General features: G+C 39.1%; 17 protein-coding genes. 16 read left to right on the plus strand and 1 reads right to left on the minus strand.

The features are described 5' to 3' along the window. Window positions 1-153: 153 nt before the first annotated feature. From ACFSGI_RS21170 to ACFSGI_RS21185, 4 genes are all read left to right on the plus strand, one after another. The gene (locus ACFSGI_RS21170; RefSeq protein ID WP_069327730.1) at window positions 154-549 is read left to right on the plus strand and encodes a Fur family transcriptional regulator; all 396 of its coding nucleotides are present in this window, start codon (window positions 154-156) and stop codon (window positions 547-549) included. Then, on the plus strand, window positions 525-1349 hold the full coding sequence (locus ACFSGI_RS21175; RefSeq protein WP_204826183.1) for a winged helix-turn-helix transcriptional regulator: 825 nt from the start codon (window positions 525-527) through the stop codon (window positions 1347-1349). Before ACFSGI_RS21170 ends, ACFSGI_RS21175 begins: the two co-directional genes overlap by 25 nt. Before the next feature lie 160 nt (window positions 1350-1509). Further along, on the plus strand, window positions 1510-2982 hold the full coding sequence (locus tag ACFSGI_RS21180) for a catalase (protein WP_204826184.1): 1473 nt from the start codon (window positions 1510-1512) through the stop codon (window positions 2980-2982). Between the two features lie 347 nt (window positions 2983-3329). After that, window positions 3330-3791, plus strand: coding sequence for a hypothetical protein (locus ACFSGI_RS21185; RefSeq protein ID WP_204826185.1), 462 nt, complete (start codon window positions 3330-3332; stop codon window positions 3789-3791). Between the two features lie 168 nt (window positions 3792-3959). Here the strand turns inward: ACFSGI_RS21185 and ACFSGI_RS21190 are convergent, their stop codons facing one another. Continuing rightward, a complete protein-coding gene (locus ACFSGI_RS21190; RefSeq protein ID WP_204826186.1) occupies window positions 3960-4598 on the minus strand; it encodes a hypothetical protein in 639 nt (212 codons plus the stop codon). A gap of 324 nt (window positions 4599-4922) precedes the next feature. On the opposite strand from ACFSGI_RS21190, the gene ACFSGI_RS21195 reads away from it, so the two are divergent. From ACFSGI_RS21195 to ACFSGI_RS21250, 12 genes are all read left to right on the plus strand, one after another. Then, window positions 4923-5339 carry a BlaI/MecI/CopY family transcriptional regulator gene (locus ACFSGI_RS21195; RefSeq protein WP_204826187.1) on the plus strand — a complete coding sequence of 139 codons (417 nt, stop codon included), beginning with the start codon at window positions 4923-4925 and terminating at the stop codon, window positions 5337-5339. Further along, window positions 5321-6199 (plus strand): M56 family metallopeptidase, encoded by an 879-nt coding sequence (locus tag ACFSGI_RS21200; RefSeq protein ID WP_204826188.1) that lies wholly within the window; start codon window positions 5321-5323, stop codon window positions 6197-6199. The genes ACFSGI_RS21195 and ACFSGI_RS21200 overlap by 19 nt, the downstream gene beginning before the upstream one ends. Window positions 6200-6283: 84 nt before the next feature. Continuing rightward, window positions 6284-6700 carry a DoxX family protein gene (locus tag ACFSGI_RS21205; protein WP_379284314.1) on the plus strand — a complete coding sequence of 139 codons (417 nt, stop codon included), beginning with the start codon at window positions 6284-6286 and terminating at the stop codon, window positions 6698-6700. A 230-nt stretch (window positions 6701-6930) separates the two neighbouring features. Then, window positions 6931-8928, plus strand: a complete 1998-nt coding sequence (locus ACFSGI_RS21210) for a methyl-accepting chemotaxis protein (RefSeq protein WP_379284316.1) — start codon at window positions 6931-6933, stop codon at window positions 8926-8928. Between the two features lie 173 nt (window positions 8929-9101). Continuing rightward, window positions 9102-9803: a pirin family protein gene (locus ACFSGI_RS21215; RefSeq protein WP_204826191.1), complete on the plus strand. Its 702-nt coding sequence runs from the start codon at window positions 9102-9104 to the stop codon at window positions 9801-9803. Window positions 9804-9817: 14 nt separating this feature from the next. After that, window positions 9818-10147 carry a hypothetical protein gene (locus ACFSGI_RS21220; protein ID WP_204826192.1) on the plus strand — a complete coding sequence of 110 codons (330 nt, stop codon included), beginning with the start codon at window positions 9818-9820 and terminating at the stop codon, window positions 10145-10147. A 328-nt stretch (window positions 10148-10475) separates the two neighbouring features. Next, window positions 10476-12692: an AAA family ATPase gene (locus ACFSGI_RS21225; protein ID WP_379284319.1), complete on the plus strand. Its 2217-nt coding sequence runs from the start codon at window positions 10476-10478 to the stop codon at window positions 12690-12692. A gap of 18 nt (window positions 12693-12710) precedes the next feature. After that, window positions 12711-13310 (plus strand): Pvc16 family protein, encoded by a 600-nt coding sequence (locus ACFSGI_RS21230; RefSeq protein WP_204826194.1) that lies wholly within the window; start codon window positions 12711-12713, stop codon window positions 13308-13310. Beyond that, window positions 13307-14125 carry a hypothetical protein gene (locus ACFSGI_RS21235; RefSeq protein WP_204826195.1) on the plus strand — a complete coding sequence of 273 codons (819 nt, stop codon included), beginning with the start codon at window positions 13307-13309 and terminating at the stop codon, window positions 14123-14125. The genes ACFSGI_RS21230 and ACFSGI_RS21235 overlap by 4 nt, the downstream gene beginning before the upstream one ends. A gap of 53 nt (window positions 14126-14178) precedes the next feature. After that, complete coding sequence (locus ACFSGI_RS21240; RefSeq protein ID WP_204826196.1) at window positions 14179-15921, plus strand: phage tail sheath family protein; 1743 nt, start codon at window positions 14179-14181, stop codon at window positions 15919-15921. Between the two features lie 77 nt (window positions 15922-15998). Further along, complete coding sequence (locus ACFSGI_RS21245) at window positions 15999-16430, plus strand: phage tail protein (protein ID WP_204826197.1); 432 nt, start codon at window positions 15999-16001, stop codon at window positions 16428-16430. A 104-nt stretch (window positions 16431-16534) separates the two neighbouring features. Beyond that, entirely contained in the window at window positions 16535-16909 is a 375-nt protein-coding gene (locus ACFSGI_RS21250; protein WP_204826198.1) for a phage tail assembly protein, read from the plus strand.

Below are 16909 nucleotides of genomic sequence, written 5' to 3' on the forward strand. Positions count from 1 at the left end.
CGTCATGTACCTAATATCATCTAAATGTACCTCTTTAAGCCTCAAATCCGCCCAATTTATGATAATGATTCTCAGAATTGTCTGCAAAACTATTGACCATAATTTTAAATGGATTTATACTTATTCTAAAATCAAATTAAGGGAATGATCCAAATGAAAACAATCAACTTGACGACACAGCGCAAAGCTGTATACGAAATCGTCTGCGAAGCTGCGGATCACCCGACTGCTGCCGATGTTATGAATCGGTTAGTAGAGCGTGGTCATAATTTTGCTTATGGAACCGTATATAACTCTTTACGATATTTATCAGATAAAGACTTGATTCGCGAATTAAAGTTAGGCGAAGCGGCAAGTCGCTATGATGGCAAAATGGATGATCACCAACATATTGTGTGTGAAAACTGTGGCGCTGTAGATGAAGTGATGACAGATGCACCTGTAGAATGGTATGCCGCAGTAGCTGAAGAAACGGGGTATGATGTACACCATGCTCATGTCGTATTTAGAGGAGTGTGCACAGAATGTCGAAACAAATCACGAAAATAATTGATAATGATTATCATTTAGGTGCAAAAGATACCTTATTGAACTGGTCTGTAGCTGAACGAAATATGCGTAATACAGCAGATCTAATTGCTCACTCTTGCCCGATTACAAGACGTGTTGTAATTATCAGCCCAGCGCCAAGTCGAGTGCATGAATTAACTCGTACTTTATCAGATAGTTGTTTTGATGTGATGGTATTTCATCGTTGGGAAAGTAATGGTGCAGGAGCGATCAGCGCCGATTTGTTTATTTTTGATCTGATCTCTTCATCCGGTAGTCAAGATATCGAATCTGCCAAGTTGCAATTTAGTGAGAAAAATTCTCATTTACCAACGTTGTTCTTAGTGCGTGAAGATATGTTGTCTACCGGACTGAACGAATGGGCAGAAGAAGAATTGTTAGTCTGGCCTGCACGTCCACAAGAAGGACTATATCATGTAGAACGCGTGATTCGTGCCGGAAGTAATCGTCCTGCGGCACCTGCAACAGGAGATACTGAACACCGTACTGTTTTCAAAGACCTGTGGATAGATCGTAAAAAAATGACTGTTCATCGTGCTCAACAACGAATAGAACTCACCAAAACAGAGTATGATCTACTACTTATGCTGATCGAAGGCGAAGGCGGCGTATTATCTCGTGAAGATTTGATGAGCGAAATTTGGGGCACTCAATTTTTTGGAGGAAGTAATGTTGTCGATGTCCATGTAAAAAGTTTGCGCAAAAAAATCGGTGATAATGCTTCTGCACCACAATATGTAGAAACAGTACGTGGCGTAGGTTATCGATTGGCAGATTAAGAACCTCTTCATCATTTCTTCATCGAAGGCTCATAGGTAACTCATGAATGACGGTAAGTGAAGATGTTAGAATGAATCTAATCTTTGGAATGAGTCTAATTATAAATTTATTTATACATTAGATTGATGACCATTTATGATGAGAGGATGATTTCTAACGATGACAAACAACGACCACCGCCTAACGACCAACCAGGGTGCACCTGTAGGGGATAACCAAAATTCCCGTACTGCAGGTCGTAGAGGACCTACTTTATTAGAAGACTATCATTTGCTAGAAAAAATCGCTCACTTTGACCGCGAACGTATTCCAGAACGTGTGGTTCATGCTCGTGGAGCAGGCGCTCATGGTGTATTTCGTGTTGATCAAAGTATGAAAGAATATACCAAAGCTAACTTTTTACAAGAAGTAGGAACAGAAACGCCTGTTTTTGTCCGCTTTTCGACTGTTATTCATGGTGTAGGTTCACCAGAGACAGCACGCGATCCGCGCGGTTTTGCTGTTAAATTTTATACGAATGAAGGTAACTACGATATCGTAGGTAACCATTTACCTGTATTTTTTATCCGAGATGCGATCAAATTCCCGGATATGGTACATTCACTCAAACCTGATCCGCAGACCAATTTACAAACACCAGCACGTTATTGGGACTTTATGACACTTACTCCAGAATCGACGCATATGATGACATGGTTATTTTCAGATCATGGTACACCTGCGAATTATCGTGAAATGGATGGATTCAGTGTTCATGCGTTCAAATGGATTAATGCTGAAGGCAAAGTAACTTATATCAAATACAAATGGGAAAGTGTGCAAGGTGTAAGAACGTTCTCTGCTGACGACGCTGAAAAGCAACAAGGTAAAGACTTCAATCATGCGACACGCGATCTATTCGAGCATATCGAAAAAGGAGAATTCCCGGAATGGACATTAAAAGTCCAATTTATTCAACCCGAACATATAGACAATTATGCGTTTGATCCATTAGATCCGACTAAAGTATGGCCGGAAGATCAATTTCCTTTCCATACCGTTGGCACAATGACACTCAATCGCAATCCAGATAATTTCTTTGCAGAAGTAGAGCAATCTGCTTTTTCACCAAGCGCTCTAGTGCCTGGCATCGAACCTTCTGAAGATAAATTGCTTCAAGGACGTTTATTCTCTTATCCAGATACACAACGTCATCGTTTGGGAACCAATTATTTGCAAATTCCGATCAACTGCCCGTATGCACCTGTTCGTAATCAACAACGAGATGGACAGATGAATACCAAGCAAGATACATCGACATACAATTATGAGCCGAACAGCTATACCGATGGTCCTACAGAAGATCCTCATTATCGAGATTCTGAAGTAGAATTGGAACAAGGGCATGTGACCCGTCAAAAAATTGCCAAAACTGATGATTTTGCTCAAGCTGGAGAACAATATCGTTCATATACTGCACAAGAAAAAGAGAATTTATTGCAAAATTTGGTTAATGATTTAAAAGAGGTTAAAAAAGATACTCAATTGCTGGCGATTTGCAACTTTATCCGCGCTGACCGCGAATATGGAATGCGTTTAGCTCAAGGATTAGGGATCGATATTAGTGAATTTATGGGGCAAATGAGATCATAATCTTCACTTGTGATACATCAACAAAGGATTAACTTGAGATATTCAGCGTTCCGCTTTATATTAAAGGGGTATTGTTAGATGTAGTAAAGCAGAACGCTTTTATATATAAGCTGTTGGTAGAGACCTTCATCGATCTCAGATAAAGATAGCTTAGTACAATAAGGTCACTATTGACCGCTGTTATGACGCAAAGGAGCGCTACACACTTTCTAGTTGTGCGCTCTTTTGTATACTCTAAAAAAGGGGGGATACAGGTAGAAGTGGTCTGTTTATATGAATAGCGTACAGGAAGTTCAACAGATAGGTTAGGTGCTTACTATTCCAAAAGGTTGAAGGAGATGTGAGTCATGAGAAAGTCATGGAGCGTTGGCATGATAGGTGTGTTGTTCATCTTTGTAGTCGGAACGTCCAGTTCGTTCGTTACACCTGCATTTGCGGCCACTGAAAACGGATCTTATACTGTTGTTACTCCTGATATTTTAACCAAGCGACCAACTATAGACATGCTACCTGCCGATTTTCCTATTCCCGATGATGCTGTTATCGACACTTCCCAACAAACGTATATAGATGGACAGAATAGCATCTTGCTTGGTTTCCACACGAAAAGCAGTATGGAAACCCTCGCCAAAACGTACAATGAGTATTTCCGCATTATCAATATGGATCAAGCGATTCAGACATTAAATGAACAACAATTGAGTGTCAAAGGCACAGACCCTGCGACAACGCAACAATGGTTATTAACAGGCGCTCCTCTGACTAAAGATACAGTAGAAGTGACTGTGAAAGTGATAAAAACTCAATAAAGATAAGTAGTTAACTGAAAAGAGACCGATAGGAATGAATAGATATCCATGAATAAGAGCATATAAAAAAGCCTGAATAGATGATGTATTCAGGCTTTTTGGTATGTTGATTAAATAATTAAGTACAGCAACAGCGTCTAAGATAATTAATTAAAATTAGTGAACGTATTACTTTTCAGACCAGGTCAGTGTCAATTGGACAACATCTTTGCCGGCTTGAGGACTGCCGATTAAAGACCAAACTTGCTTGGTTTTGGGATCAGTTCCTTGAATAATAAGATTATTTTCATCAATCGTTGAACCTGCATTAGTTAAAGATTTGGCATCGAAATATTGTTTGTACGTTTGCGATAATGTCTCCATGCTACCTTTGGTTGTGAATATGAGTAAGACAGATTTTTTACCATCATTTTCTTCTTGATGAGAGGTAGAGATTACCGCATCATCTGGAATCGGGAAATCGGTTGGTAGATATGTTGGGCGCTTTTCTACGCTATCCGCAGCAATCGGCCCTTTCTCATCAATCGAACCTGTATTGGTTGTCGTAGAATCGCTATTTTCAGTTGCTGGTGCGGTCGTTCCTGTAGAAGAGTCTGTAGTAGAAGAAGACTCTGCCGATGGTTCCGATGATTCGGTATCTGTTGTTGCAGGGGTTGATGGTGTTGCTTCATTCGTGTTATCTGTCGTCGTATTCGTTTCTTGATTGGTTTCAGTGGAAGGGTTAGCAGGTGCGGCTGCGTTACTGCACGCACTCATAACAGTGATAAGCAATATGCCACATAGTACTAAATGATATACTTTTTTCATTCATGATTCCTCCTGTTTCTTATAAAATGGGTTGCTAACAAACTATAGTGATTTATACACATTCAGCTTAGTATTCAATCTAAATTATAACATGACTGTGACACTAAGCGATATTTGGACAATAAGCTGATGTATAGCGATACAACAAGTCTCTCTTTTTTCAAAAAAATAGCTTCGCAAAATGATATTATTCTGGTATTATTTGTATAATGTATCCTTATATATTGTAAACATCGAAAAAAGAATCGCTTCTACTTCAAAGTGAAAATTTGACGAGTGCTTTGACTATACACTACTATATGTAGTGTGAGGTGGCATAAGCATATGAAAATACAAAACTTTAAAGTAGGCGCTACAGGGATGGATCGCTTTTTCGGTCCGCTAGAAGCTCAAGTGATGAATATTCTGTGGGATATGGATCATCCGATGACGATCAAAGAAGTCCTTTCTTCGCTCCAAACAACCAAATCACTTAGTTTCAACACGATTATGACAGTAATGAATCGATTGGTGGAAAAAGGAGCGTTAACGAAAACAGGTGAAAGTCGTAGTTTTCATTACACACCTACAGAAAGTCGGGAACAATTTTTGAACAATCAGTCCAGGGAATTGACGCATGAATTGATGGAAGAATTCGGGTCACTCGCCGTAAATCATATGGTAGATGTGCTGGAGGAAGTAGATCCTCAACTTATTCGCGCCTTGGAGGATAAAATCAAACAATGGAAAAAAGAAACGTAAATCACTGGCAACGTCGTTCAGGAACACTATTTCGTATCGGTTTCGGTCTTTCTTTATTTACTATAGGGCTGATGTTTATTTATGCGCTGCATACAATATTCGGTTGGAATATTCCATTTGATCTGCTACGCATCTGTAACCGTTGGATGGAAGCACAAGGTTGGTTTTCAGTAGCCCATTTGTTAAGGGCGCTTGTTCTTTGCACATTTGTATTGTATATCGGTTATGGATTAGATCAGTGGGCAGGTTCTCACCGAGCTTATCGCTACTTTCGCTCCCTACAAGATGTGAAGCAATCCGCGCAATATAATGCTCTTTATAGCGACAACAAAGAGTTATTGATTATTATTCATTGTGCACAACCTGTTGCATTAACGATGGGCATTTTTCGTCGCCGGATTATTTTATCAGATGGACTGCTTCGTATGTTAGATAAGCAAGAGCAAGAAGCGGTAGTGTATCATGAGATGTTCCATTATCAGCAACGTGATCCGTTAACTACATTTTTGTTAGGGCAGTTTGCGCTGGCGTTGTGGTTTTTACCGATTTTGAAAAATATCACTTTGCATTACAAAATATCGCGCGAAATTCTAGCAGACAGTCATGCTGTTCATCGTCTAGGAACTCCTGTTGGCTTGGGCGGTGCCTTGTTGAAACTGATTCATCGTCAGCATGCTCGTTCCCCTCAACCTTTTCGAATGATCTATTCTTCTTTTGCCGAAACGTCACTCAATTATCGTATTCATCGCATTATTGAACCGGATCAAGAGAAATCTCTGCGGTTGCCAGTATGGCCTGTGCTACTTTCGTTATTTGTGTTAACAGCACTAAGCGTTTTGTTATTATGGTCACTTATATAATTTATGTATAAGCGGCTATTTTTATAACAGTACACTATGCTATGTAGTGTATATTACATGAAATGAATAAAAGGAGGAATAATGATGTTGCTTAAACGTAATGTTGAATTAGGATTGTTTATTGTTCGCGTATTAACAGGTGTTATCTTTTTATTACACGGGTTTTCTAAATTTCAAGGTGGGATTGGTGGTACAACAGGATTTTTCCAAAGTATAGGGTTACCTGGATTTTTGGCTCCAGTCGTAGCTATTATTGAAATTTTAGGAGGCTTATTGTTAATTCTAGGTTTGCTTACTCGAATTGCCGGGGTAGCTTTAACCGTAATTATGGTTGGAGTATTACTAACTGCCAAAGCAGGTCAACCTTTTATGATGGGGACAGAGTTTGATTACTTGCTATTATTCACTTCTCTTCAATTAGCATTGGCTGGTAGTGCTCTATTATCTGTGGATAGTCTGCTTTTCAAAAATAAATACAATAGCAGATTAGCTGAAAACTAAATAATACAAAAAATATTTGCATAAAAGCTATCAAAATATTTGCATAAAAATATAAAACAAACAAAAACCGACAAAATATCTTTAAGATATTGTCGGTTTTTTGTTTTGAACCTACAAAAATAACAGCGTTTAGGCGATATATACAGTAGTAACAAATTGTAGATGAAAAGCAACAGACATCAAATCATCTATATTCATTTATAGAAAGAGTGGGGTTTATGAAAAAAAGAATGAAATTGCCCAAACTAAGCAAAAAACCCAATAAACCATCTTCTTTTCGATGGTCGATTCGCAATCAACTTATTGTAGCATTTGCTTTGATTTTGCTAGGCCCAAGCTTAGTTATTGGTGCAAGTATGTATAATAAAGCAAAAGAAGAAGTACAAAATCATTTGATTGCTAGTGCAACACAAAGTGTACAAACCGCTAATTTATTTATCAGTAATGCAATCGCAACTAAAATGCATGATGCTGAATATTTATCAAGTGTATTTAATAGTTCGATGATTGATGGTCGATTAAGCCCAGAAATTGTGCCTAAATTAGCACAGTATCTGGGGGAACATCCTGAAGCTATTGATACATTTGTCGGTACACCGGATGGAACAATGATTCGCGGCGTACCTAAAGAAGATGAGAATGGATACGATCCGCGTGAACGGGATTGGTACAAATTAGCTGAAGCTTCTCCAGGTCAAACGATTATGACACCTGTTGTTATCAACTCCAGCAAACTTCCTGTTGTTATTCTGGCGCATACCTTACCTGATAATTCAGGAGTATTAGGTATTTCATTAAATCTAGAAAGTATTTCTAAATTAGCTGATATTAATGTAGGTAGTGAAGGCTATGTGGTTATTTTAGATACAGAAAAGAAATATATTGTGACTCGTAATGGTGTGACAGGGGAGCAAGCAGAAGGGGAATACTTGGCTACGATGTATGCCCAAGATAATGGTACTATTGATTATAATTTTAAAGGCGAACCGAAAAAGATGGTTTTTCTTACTAACAAAGAAACAGGTTGGAAAATCGCAGGTACTATGTATACAAGCGAAATCGATGCAGCAGTGCAACCGATTCGTAATCAAGCGTTGTTGATTATTATTATCGCTATTGTAATCGCAGCGGTCATTGTAGCATTCTGTATCAATATGATTATGAAGCCTTTACTTGGTCTACGCAAAACGACTCAACAAATCAGCGATGGCGATCTAACGATCCAGATCGATCAGCGCAAAAATAATGAGATCGGTGATCTAGCGCGTGACTTTACAATAATGGTGAGCAGTCTACGTGAGATGATCGAGAAAGTAAGAGACACCACAGACAATGTATCTTCGGCTTCAGAAGAACTAGCAGCCGGAGCAGAAGAAACCAGTCGTTCTGTTGAACATGTGACTATGGCGATTCAAGAAGTATCTACAGGTAGTGAGCGTCAGGTGGATGGAGTTAAAGTAGGTGCGGATGCGATACATCGTATGTCAGAACGTGTTGCTGAGATTTCCGGTCACGTAACTGAAGTAAGCCAAAGCATGAGCGATGCAGCCACAGCTTCTGCCAAAGGAAATGAGTCGGTTATTAATGTGACTCAACAGATTTTTGAGATTCAATTAACAGTAGATCGATTAAGCGAAATTATTGCAAGTCTAAATACGCAATCTAGTGAAATTGGTGGTATTGTTGATTTGATCCGTAATATAGCCAAGCAGACTAATTTGCTAGCCTTAAATGCTTCAATTGAAGCGGCAAGAGCAGGAGAGCATGGTAAAGGATTTGCGGTCGTTGCTGATGAAGTGCGTAAGCTTGCGTCGGAATCAGGTGAATCTGCAGAGCGTATTGGTAGCCTTATTACAGGTATGCAGGGCATTGTAGCTCAATCGCTAGAAGTAATGGATCAGGCGAAAGAAAATGTAAACGGAGGTATTCTAGCTGTAGATACCTCAGGACGTTCATTCTCTAGAATCAACCGCGCGATCAAAGCTGTTTCTCGCAAAATGAACGATGTCACAGGAACTACAGATCATTTGAATAGTGATGCAGATGCAGTGGTGGAAGCGATAGAAGATATCGCTAGCATTTCCGAACAAGCGGCAAGCAATACCGAGACAATTTCAGCAGCAGCCGAAGAACAACTGGCTTCGATGCAAGAAGTATCCAGTGCCGCTACCGATTTGACTCGTCTTGCAGAGCAGTTACAACAATTGGTATCTCGTTTTAAAGTATAAAAAGTATAACGATTAGCAGAAAAAAGTTTCAATAAATCAACCGTTGTCCCATATATATTGAGACAGCGGTTTTTATTATTTTATATTTTACATTATATTCGTAAGTTTGTTACAATAATTCAGTAAATACATTATTAATGTACAGCAGATAGACTACCCAGGGAGGAATAAATATGTTTACAGTATATCCATCAGCAGAGCGTTTTAGCTTTGATCGAGGTTGGCTACAAGGCAGTCATAGCTTTTCATTTAGTGAATATCAAGATCCGAATAATGTGAGCTTTGGCCCTCTTCGTGTATTTAACGATGATGTGATTGCTCCTTCACGTGGATTCGGTGCTCATCCGCATAGTGATATGGAAATTGTCTCTATTATACTGGAAGGACAATTACGTCACGAAGACAATCTGGGAAATGTAGCAGTTAGTTCTTTTGGCGGTGTGCAACGGATGTCTGCAGGTACAGGGGTTGTGCATACAGAGCATAATGCTTCTGATGAGACTCATTGCAATTTATTGCAGTTATGGTTTGAGCCAGAAGCGCGTGGACTCAAGCCTTCTTATATGAGTTCATCGTATAATCCAGCTTCTTTAAACGGTCAATTATTGCCGATTGTTAGCCGTCAGGGTGGCGAGAATCAAGCGACGATTCATCAAGACATGACCATCTATCTCAGTCGTCTGGAAAAAGGACAAGAAATCAAATTTGTTCAGCATCCAGACCGTCGTACGTATGTATTTGTTATTCAAGGCAGTCTGACAATGAATCAAGAGCATCTGTTATCCAAGCATGATGCGGTACGTATTGAACAAGAAACTCATTTGCAGATGACAGCAGAAGAACCGGTCTTTTTCCTGCTGATCGACTTGCCTTAGGAGGAACATAGCTGATGAAAGAAACCGTTATGGTCAAGCATGCAGTAACAGGTCGAGAATTATTAAATAACAATAAACACTCGTTCACCTACGAGTTTATCAATTTGCCAGCAGGCGGATTTCGAATGACTTTTGTCGGTGCACCTGAAGAGATTGTACAAGATATTATTACTTTGCAACATGAACTCAATCTATTCCGCTTTGAATTGCCAGAAGATGCTCCACAGATCAAGCACTGGTATTATGTCAAAGAACATGGTGTGCAGTATCAAGCAGACCAAAATCAACTGGTGATTGAAGCCGCATCAGAGATTGTGTATTTGCCGTCAGAGTATTTAGAATAATATAATTTTGTATTTTATTAAACCTTCTCTATAGATCATATAGAGGAGGTTTTTTTATATTGAAAAATGCAAAGATATAGATTAACATTATTAGTAATTATATCCACCCACCCCATATATCTCAAAAATGATCTAGTCAAATTCATAATGTATATGTATCGCTATTACCCAAAATAGATCGATGTATGAATTTTAAAAGTATCGCTTATACAGACTCTCCACTTCTATCATTTTTCTATTCATTTACTGTATTTATTTTTACAACAACATAGCTTTTTTAAAAGTTCCTTATCACCTATCCCTGGAAAGGAAGGTTAGCATATTGAATGTGTCTTCGCCACCACATGAAGTGGATCAATGGATCAAAGATCATCAGGTGATGCCGTTTGCTTCTGGATGGGAGCATATTGAACATGAAATTCGCAGAATCGATCTACTGATACGGATTGCCTTGATTCGTTATCCTCCTCAAGTATCTGCTGAGATTGAACAATATAAGGGACTATTTATTAGTGAAGAAGAAGTATGGTCTTTGCTAGCAGTTTCTAATGCGCCTGAGCAATCGGAGACTATAGAAGAACTGCTACATATGTTAACCGTATGGGAGCAGTACATCGCTAAACGTTTAGTCTTAAGTAGACAACATGAGATACATACACCTTTGGATCAGATTCGTCAGCAAATGAGTTTAGAATATCAAAGTTATTTGTGTTTTTTGATTGTACTTGCTATTGAAATCGATCGCAAATATGAGAAGTTATATGCTTATTTGCAAGACGATATCACTTGTAAATCACCAACACTACAGCTCATATTAAAACTGATTGCGGATCAGCCTGAACAAGCTCAGCGTATTCGCCAGTCTTTTGGTATGTATCACCCTTTAACCGATTGGTTGATCTGTCCTTTTTTAGAATCTGAGCCCAAGTCCTCCTTATCCAAAGCATGGATTGTTGAGCCTGAAGTGCTTCAATTTTTGTTAGAGGACAATGTCCAACCTCAATTATCACTAACTAAAGGATTGACGATATATCAATCCAATGATGAATTATCGCCACTCGTTATTCAGCATTCTATTCAGCAAAAATTGAAAGTTATTTGGCAACATCAATCCGATCAGACAGTTATTCTTCTTCACGGTCATGCTGGAAGTGGTAAAAAACATCAGCTTAGACATCTCTGTCAGTATTACAACCGACCTCTATTGGTTGCTGAGTTAGAACAAACGGAATCTTTATCTAGTGAAAACATTCAGCAATGGGCAAAGCAAGCCGTCCGTCAGGCTTTGATACGAAATGCAGTTCTTGTATGTACTGGATGGGATCGTTGGATTCAACGTCCTCCTAGAGAAATTCAAGCTTTAATTCAGGAATTAAAGCGATATCGAGGAATTTTATTTCTAACAGCGCATACGATGCAAGATCTCTATCTAACCAGCACTTTGTGGTCATTGGAACAGGAAATTCACCTTCCGCTACCTACGATTCAGGAGTCTTTAGTACTCTGGAAACATTATGGTGAACCGAAATTTGTTGATCATAGATTAGATTGGCAGCAAGTCGCTTCTACTTTTCAGATGACACCAGGACAGATCGTAAAAGCATTAAGTCATCTGGCGACTTTATACACTTCAGAAGATGTAGATAGTGAAATAGCTACTCAATTAACACAAGAAAATCTCAATCATAGTTGTTACAGGCAGATCCAGACTCGATTGAATACTCAGGCGACTCGGTTATCGATGACATCAACATGGGATGATTTGATTTTGCCTGCGGCACAGAAACAAAGTATGCGTTATGCCTGTAATCAGATCAAGTATCGAAGTAAAGTGTACGAAGAATGGGGATTTGGTCAAAAGCTAGCTTATGGTAAAGGATTAAGTCTATTATTTACCGGCCCGCCCGGTACAGGCAAAACCATGTCAGCGCGTGTAATTGCCAATGAATTGCAGATGCAAATGTATCAGATAAATCTTTCACAAGTAGTGAGTAAGTACATCGGAGAGACTGAAAAGCATTTACAAGAAGTATTTGATGAAGCTAAGTATAGCAGCAGCATTTTGTTTTTCGATGAAGCAGATGCCCTATTCGGTAAACGTTCTGAAGTAAGCGATTCGCATGACAAATTTGCTAATATGGAAACTTCTTTTTTATTACAAAAGATGGAGGAATATGAGGGGATAACAGTTCTAGCTACTAACTATAAGCAGAATTTAGATGAAGCCTTTATGCGTAGAATCAGTTTTGTTATTCGATTTCCTTTCCCTAACAAAGAAAGTCGTAAGCAGATTTGGCGTACTTTATTACCGGATCAAGTGCCAAGAGAACAGGGAATAGATTTCAATTTTCTAGGAGATACGTTTGAAATCTCAGGTGGACAAATCAAAAATGTATTACTGTCTGCCGCTTTTCTTGCTGCATCAGAACAGGCTCCTATATCAATGAAAATGATTTTTGTAGCTTTACAGCAAGAGCTAAATAAAAGTGGCATGACTCCTTCAGCGGCTTCTCTTGGATTGTATAGTGACCTCTGGCAATCATGATATTGGAATCTAATGATTATGGGAAAGGAGGAGAAGCCTATCGGTAACAGCCAAGTAATTGCAGATACCGGATTATCGATTGTTAAATTATTGCGAGAGCAACTTACACCTGATCCTATTATAGAATCAGCAAGTATTGGACTATCTTCTCCAATAGAAGATAACGAATTAGTGGTCAGTGTTTATCTTTATGAGATACGTCAAAGTAAAGAATATCAAATCTACGATATGATCTCACAAGGGAATGATCTTTTGCAATACCCACCGTTATCACTAGAGTTATCTTATCTCATTACAGTTCATTCTGCTGCTGATGCTGGAGTAAGAGCTTGGGATAATAATCGACTAATGGGTCATATTCTTCAAACCATGCATGATCATGCAATATTAAGCGGAAATGATCTAGTCGGAACATTACGTGATCATAATGAAGAATTACGAATCATTTTTGAAGATATCCCGAGTGAAAAATTATTTAACTTTTTCCCACAAAAACCTTATAAATTATCACTCGGTTATAGTGTAAGTCCCGTATTACTAGAATCCAAACGCACTAAAAAAGTCACCCGCATATTGGAAAGCGATATTCGTACACAAACGCGGGAGGGATATTCATGATCCAGCAATCGATTTCGATACGGCATCAATTATCAGCTGTTATCTATGTGACTGATATGATTACTGGCCGTGCAGTAGATCATCAACGTCTGACTTTTATGTTAGAACCCACAGGAACTACACCTATTTATAAGAATGAAGGCTACTATGTTTATAGTAATTTGCCTGCTGGTATCTACCGATTAATTGTTCATTCACTGGATTATGGAATAGTGATAAGACAATGGGAATGGAATCCCCAGCAGAAAGATCCACCAGTATTTCAATTGCTATTACAGCCATCTCCTGCCTATTTATTTGCCACAAAAATAACTAGAATCTATTGTCGTTGTGTAGATGTAGTTGGTGCTCCTATAACTGACGTACCTTTAACACTATACAGCCGTTCGCCTGAAAATAGTCGTGCACGATTGAGAAAAAAAACAAATGTAGAAGATCAAACCCTTGAAGTAGCAACAACTGGCGTACGTTCATTAGCAGGAGAATCCTATCTCTTGTGTTCAATACACGAAGATATAGAACACAATGAACCGATTGAAATTAAATCCTTTCCTCAGCTTAACGATCAAGTATGGCAACTGATATCACCGTTATCTCATAGCTATACAGCAGGAGCTTTATTGTTACCGATTGTACGTGCCACTACAGATCATCGTGGCGAAGCTGTACTCGTTATTCGCAGTCTCCCTTCGAGTAAAGGACAATTTGAACTGGTTGCTGGTTATTCCGATCAAAAGCCATATATATCAAAAATGCTTACTATTCAAGAATCTGAAGTAATATCCCTACAACTGACAATCTCTGACTCATGCTGATAAGACAAGATTACTAGAAATTAAATTTGATAATGAGAAGGGAGAAGGCGCACATGCCTGAATATTTGTCTCCGGGAGTATATGTAGAGGAATTCGATAGTGGTCCAGTTCCAATGGCAGGAGTAAGCACAAGCACAGCAGGATTTCTAGGAGTTGCTGAGCGTGGAGCTGTAGAAGGATTACCTGTACTGATTACAGGGATTGCTGATTTTCAGCGTAGTTATGGTGGTTATCTATCGGAAAATGCATTTGGTCAGTACCGTTATCTTGCTTATGCGGTAGAACATTTTTTTGGTAATGGTGGTTCTAGATGTTATGTCATGAGAGTAGCTCCTGAAACAGCCAAAACAGCTGCTAATATCAAAGCTGAGGATTTGGAAAAAGCCACAGGTCTAGTCATTCATGCACGTAATCCTGGGCAATGGGGTAATCGTATCGTCATTACATTTATCCCTGCAAGCAAAGCTAAAACTCAGATTACAGAAGATTTAGGAGAAGGTAAGTATTTAGTTAAAAGTACATCAGGATTTCGTGCCGGAGATGTTGTATCTTTTGTTGAAGGAGAAAATATTACGTACAATCGAGTTCGGTCAGCATTGGATAACTTGATTGAATTAGAAGAGCCTTTAACAGGGGATGTTGTAGATCCTGAACTTGTACCTACTAAAGTGTTATCAACACGCGAGTTCGATGTTGAAGTACGTTATGGACTAGAAGCAGAACGATTTGAAAATGCTTCTCTTAATGCAACAGCGCCAAATTTTATTGGAATTGTAGCGTCACGTTCTTCACTGATTAGTGTGCAGTGGATTGAACCAGAAGCAGATAAAGCAGCTAAGGTAGTATCTCCTTTTGAAGTTGTTAGTGGTGAGACTGAAGATAAAGGATCAGCAAATCTAGCACTTAGCGGTGGTAGTGATGGAAGTTCAGATGATCTAGGCGCTGGTGATTTTATGGGCAAAGATCTAGGACCAGGCAAACGTACAGGAATTCAATCTTTTATTGATAATGATGAAGTGAGTATTATGGCAGTTCCAGGAGTCACTGATCCAAATGTACAGTTAGCCTTAGTTGCTCATTGTGAGAATGCTACTAATCGTTTTGCAATTCTGGATGCGCCCAAAGAAACCACTAAAGTTCCTGACGTACTAGAGCACCGCAACTATTTTGATAGTTCTTATGCAGCATTGTATTCTCCATGGCTACTTGTCTATGATGCTTTTGAAAAGCGTAGTGTAGCGATTCCACCTTCAGGATCAATGGCAGGCATCTATGCTCGCTCAGATAATACTCGTGGTGTGCACAAAGCACCAGCTAATGAAGTGGTACGTGGCGTGACTGGACTATACTGCCAGTACAACATGGGAGAACAGGATATTTTGAATCCTAAAGGTGTAAATTTAATCCGTCAATTTACAGGGCAAGGTATCCGTGTATGGGGTGCACGAACATGTTCTTCTAACGGATTATGGAAATATATTAACGTACGCCGTTTATTTATTTTTGTAGAAGAGTCCATTCGTCGTAACACAAACTGGGTCGTTTTTGAACCAAACGATGAACCCCTCTGGTCTCGAGTACAACGAACAATTGATTCTTTCCTGACAACAGTATGGAGAGATGGGGCATTGATGGGAGCAACTCCAGCGGAAGCCTTTTATGTACAGATTGGACGAAGTACGATGACTCAAGATGATATCGACAATGGTCGTTTGATTTGTATTATTGGTATTGCTGCTGTGAAGCCAGCGGAGTTTGTCATTTTCCGTGTAACACAGAAAACAGCTACCGAATAAAAATGAGTATATACAACAAATGAATGTCTAGTTGACCTGCGTTATATTCTATTTTCATTAGAGAAGGGGTAGAACCTATGGGAGATCGCAAAGATCCATATCGTAATTTTAGATTCAAAATGGAAGTGGGAAGTATTACTCAAGCTGGATTTACCGAAGTATCTGGGTATGATTCGACAGTAGAAGTTGTCGAATACCGAGAAGGTAATGAGGTGACAACACCGCGCAAATTACCTGGGTTAACAAAATACGGTAATATCACACTCAAATGGGGTGTGACAGATTCAACCGACTTATACAAATGGTTAGAAGATTGTTCTAATGGAACGATTACTCGTCAAGATGTAACTATTACAGCAATTGATGAGACAGGACAAGATAAAGCAGCATGGCAGATTATTCAAGCATGGCCCACCAAATACACTGCACCTAACTTTAACGGTTCCGGGAAAGAAGTAGCAATCGAAACGATTGAATTAGCCCATGAGGGTATGAAGCGTTCTAAATAAAAGTTAAAACTGAAGCGGTATTGCTGTCACAGGCGGAAGGAAATACCCGCCTGTTATTGTTTAACAAAAATACAAGTGAAAATAAATCTGGAGGTTATTACATTATGGTGTTGACGACAGAGCATAGCTTTGAATTACCGCGTGGTTATGTAGACATGGAGGGAAATTTACATCGACGTGGAGTGATGCGTTTAGCTACAGCGAGTGATGAAATTTTGCCTATGCGTGATCCACGTGTACAACAGAATCCTAGTTACCTTACGATTATTTTACTGGCGCGTGTTATTACAAAACTTGGTGAACTAAGTATGATAGATACTCATACTATTGAAGGCATGTTTACAGCAGACCTGGCCTATTTGCAAAATTTTTATCGTAGTATTAATGAAATGGATGAACCATCTGTACAGGTTGCTTGTCCAAAATGTGGACATGAATATGAGATGAAAATGGATTTTTTGTCTCAGAGTCAGGTCTGA

This window comes from Paenibacillus nicotianae (assembly GCF_042681745.1).
Taxonomy (GTDB): Bacteria; Bacillota; Bacilli; order Paenibacillales; family Paenibacillaceae; genus Saccharibacillus; species Saccharibacillus nicotianae.

Coding starts and splice junctions, on each gene's coding strand:
- ACFSGI_RS21200 (WP_204826188.1), top strand. CDS start 5,321: ATGGAAAAAAGAAACGTAAATCACTGGCAACGTCGTTCAGGAACACTA.
- ACFSGI_RS21210 (WP_379284316.1), top strand. CDS start 6,931: ATGAAATTGCCCAAACTAAGCAAAAAACCCAATAAACCATCTTCTTTT.
- ACFSGI_RS21250 (WP_204826198.1), top strand. CDS start 16,535: ATGGTGTTGACGACAGAGCATAGCTTTGAATTACCGCGTGGTTATGTA.
- ACFSGI_RS21240 (WP_204826196.1), top strand. CDS start 14,179: ATGCCTGAATATTTGTCTCCGGGAGTATATGTAGAGGAATTCGATAGT.
- ACFSGI_RS21170 (WP_069327730.1), top strand. CDS start 154: ATGAAAACAATCAACTTGACGACACAGCGCAAAGCTGTATACGAAATC.
- ACFSGI_RS21245 (WP_204826197.1), top strand. CDS start 15,999: ATGGGAGATCGCAAAGATCCATATCGTAATTTTAGATTCAAAATGGAA.
- ACFSGI_RS21185 (WP_204826185.1), top strand. CDS start 3,330: ATGAGAAAGTCATGGAGCGTTGGCATGATAGGTGTGTTGTTCATCTTT.
- ACFSGI_RS21180 (WP_204826184.1), top strand. CDS start 1,510: ATGACAAACAACGACCACCGCCTAACGACCAACCAGGGTGCACCTGTA.
- ACFSGI_RS21230 (WP_204826194.1), top strand. CDS start 12,711: ATGGGAAAGGAGGAGAAGCCTATCGGTAACAGCCAAGTAATTGCAGAT.
- ACFSGI_RS21235 (WP_204826195.1), top strand. CDS start 13,307: ATGATCCAGCAATCGATTTCGATACGGCATCAATTATCAGCTGTTATC.
- ACFSGI_RS21175 (WP_204826183.1), top strand. CDS start 525: ATGTCGAAACAAATCACGAAAATAATTGATAATGATTATCATTTAGGT.
- ACFSGI_RS21220 (WP_204826192.1), top strand. CDS start 9,818: ATGAAAGAAACCGTTATGGTCAAGCATGCAGTAACAGGTCGAGAATTA.
- ACFSGI_RS21205 (WP_379284314.1), top strand. CDS start 6,284: ATGTTGCTTAAACGTAATGTTGAATTAGGATTGTTTATTGTTCGCGTA.
- ACFSGI_RS21215 (WP_204826191.1), top strand. CDS start 9,102: ATGTTTACAGTATATCCATCAGCAGAGCGTTTTAGCTTTGATCGAGGT.
- ACFSGI_RS21190 (WP_204826186.1), bottom strand. CDS start 4,598: ATGAAAAAAGTATATCATTTAGTACTATGTGGCATATTGCTTATCACT.
- ACFSGI_RS21195 (WP_204826187.1), top strand. CDS start 4,923: ATGAAAATACAAAACTTTAAAGTAGGCGCTACAGGGATGGATCGCTTT.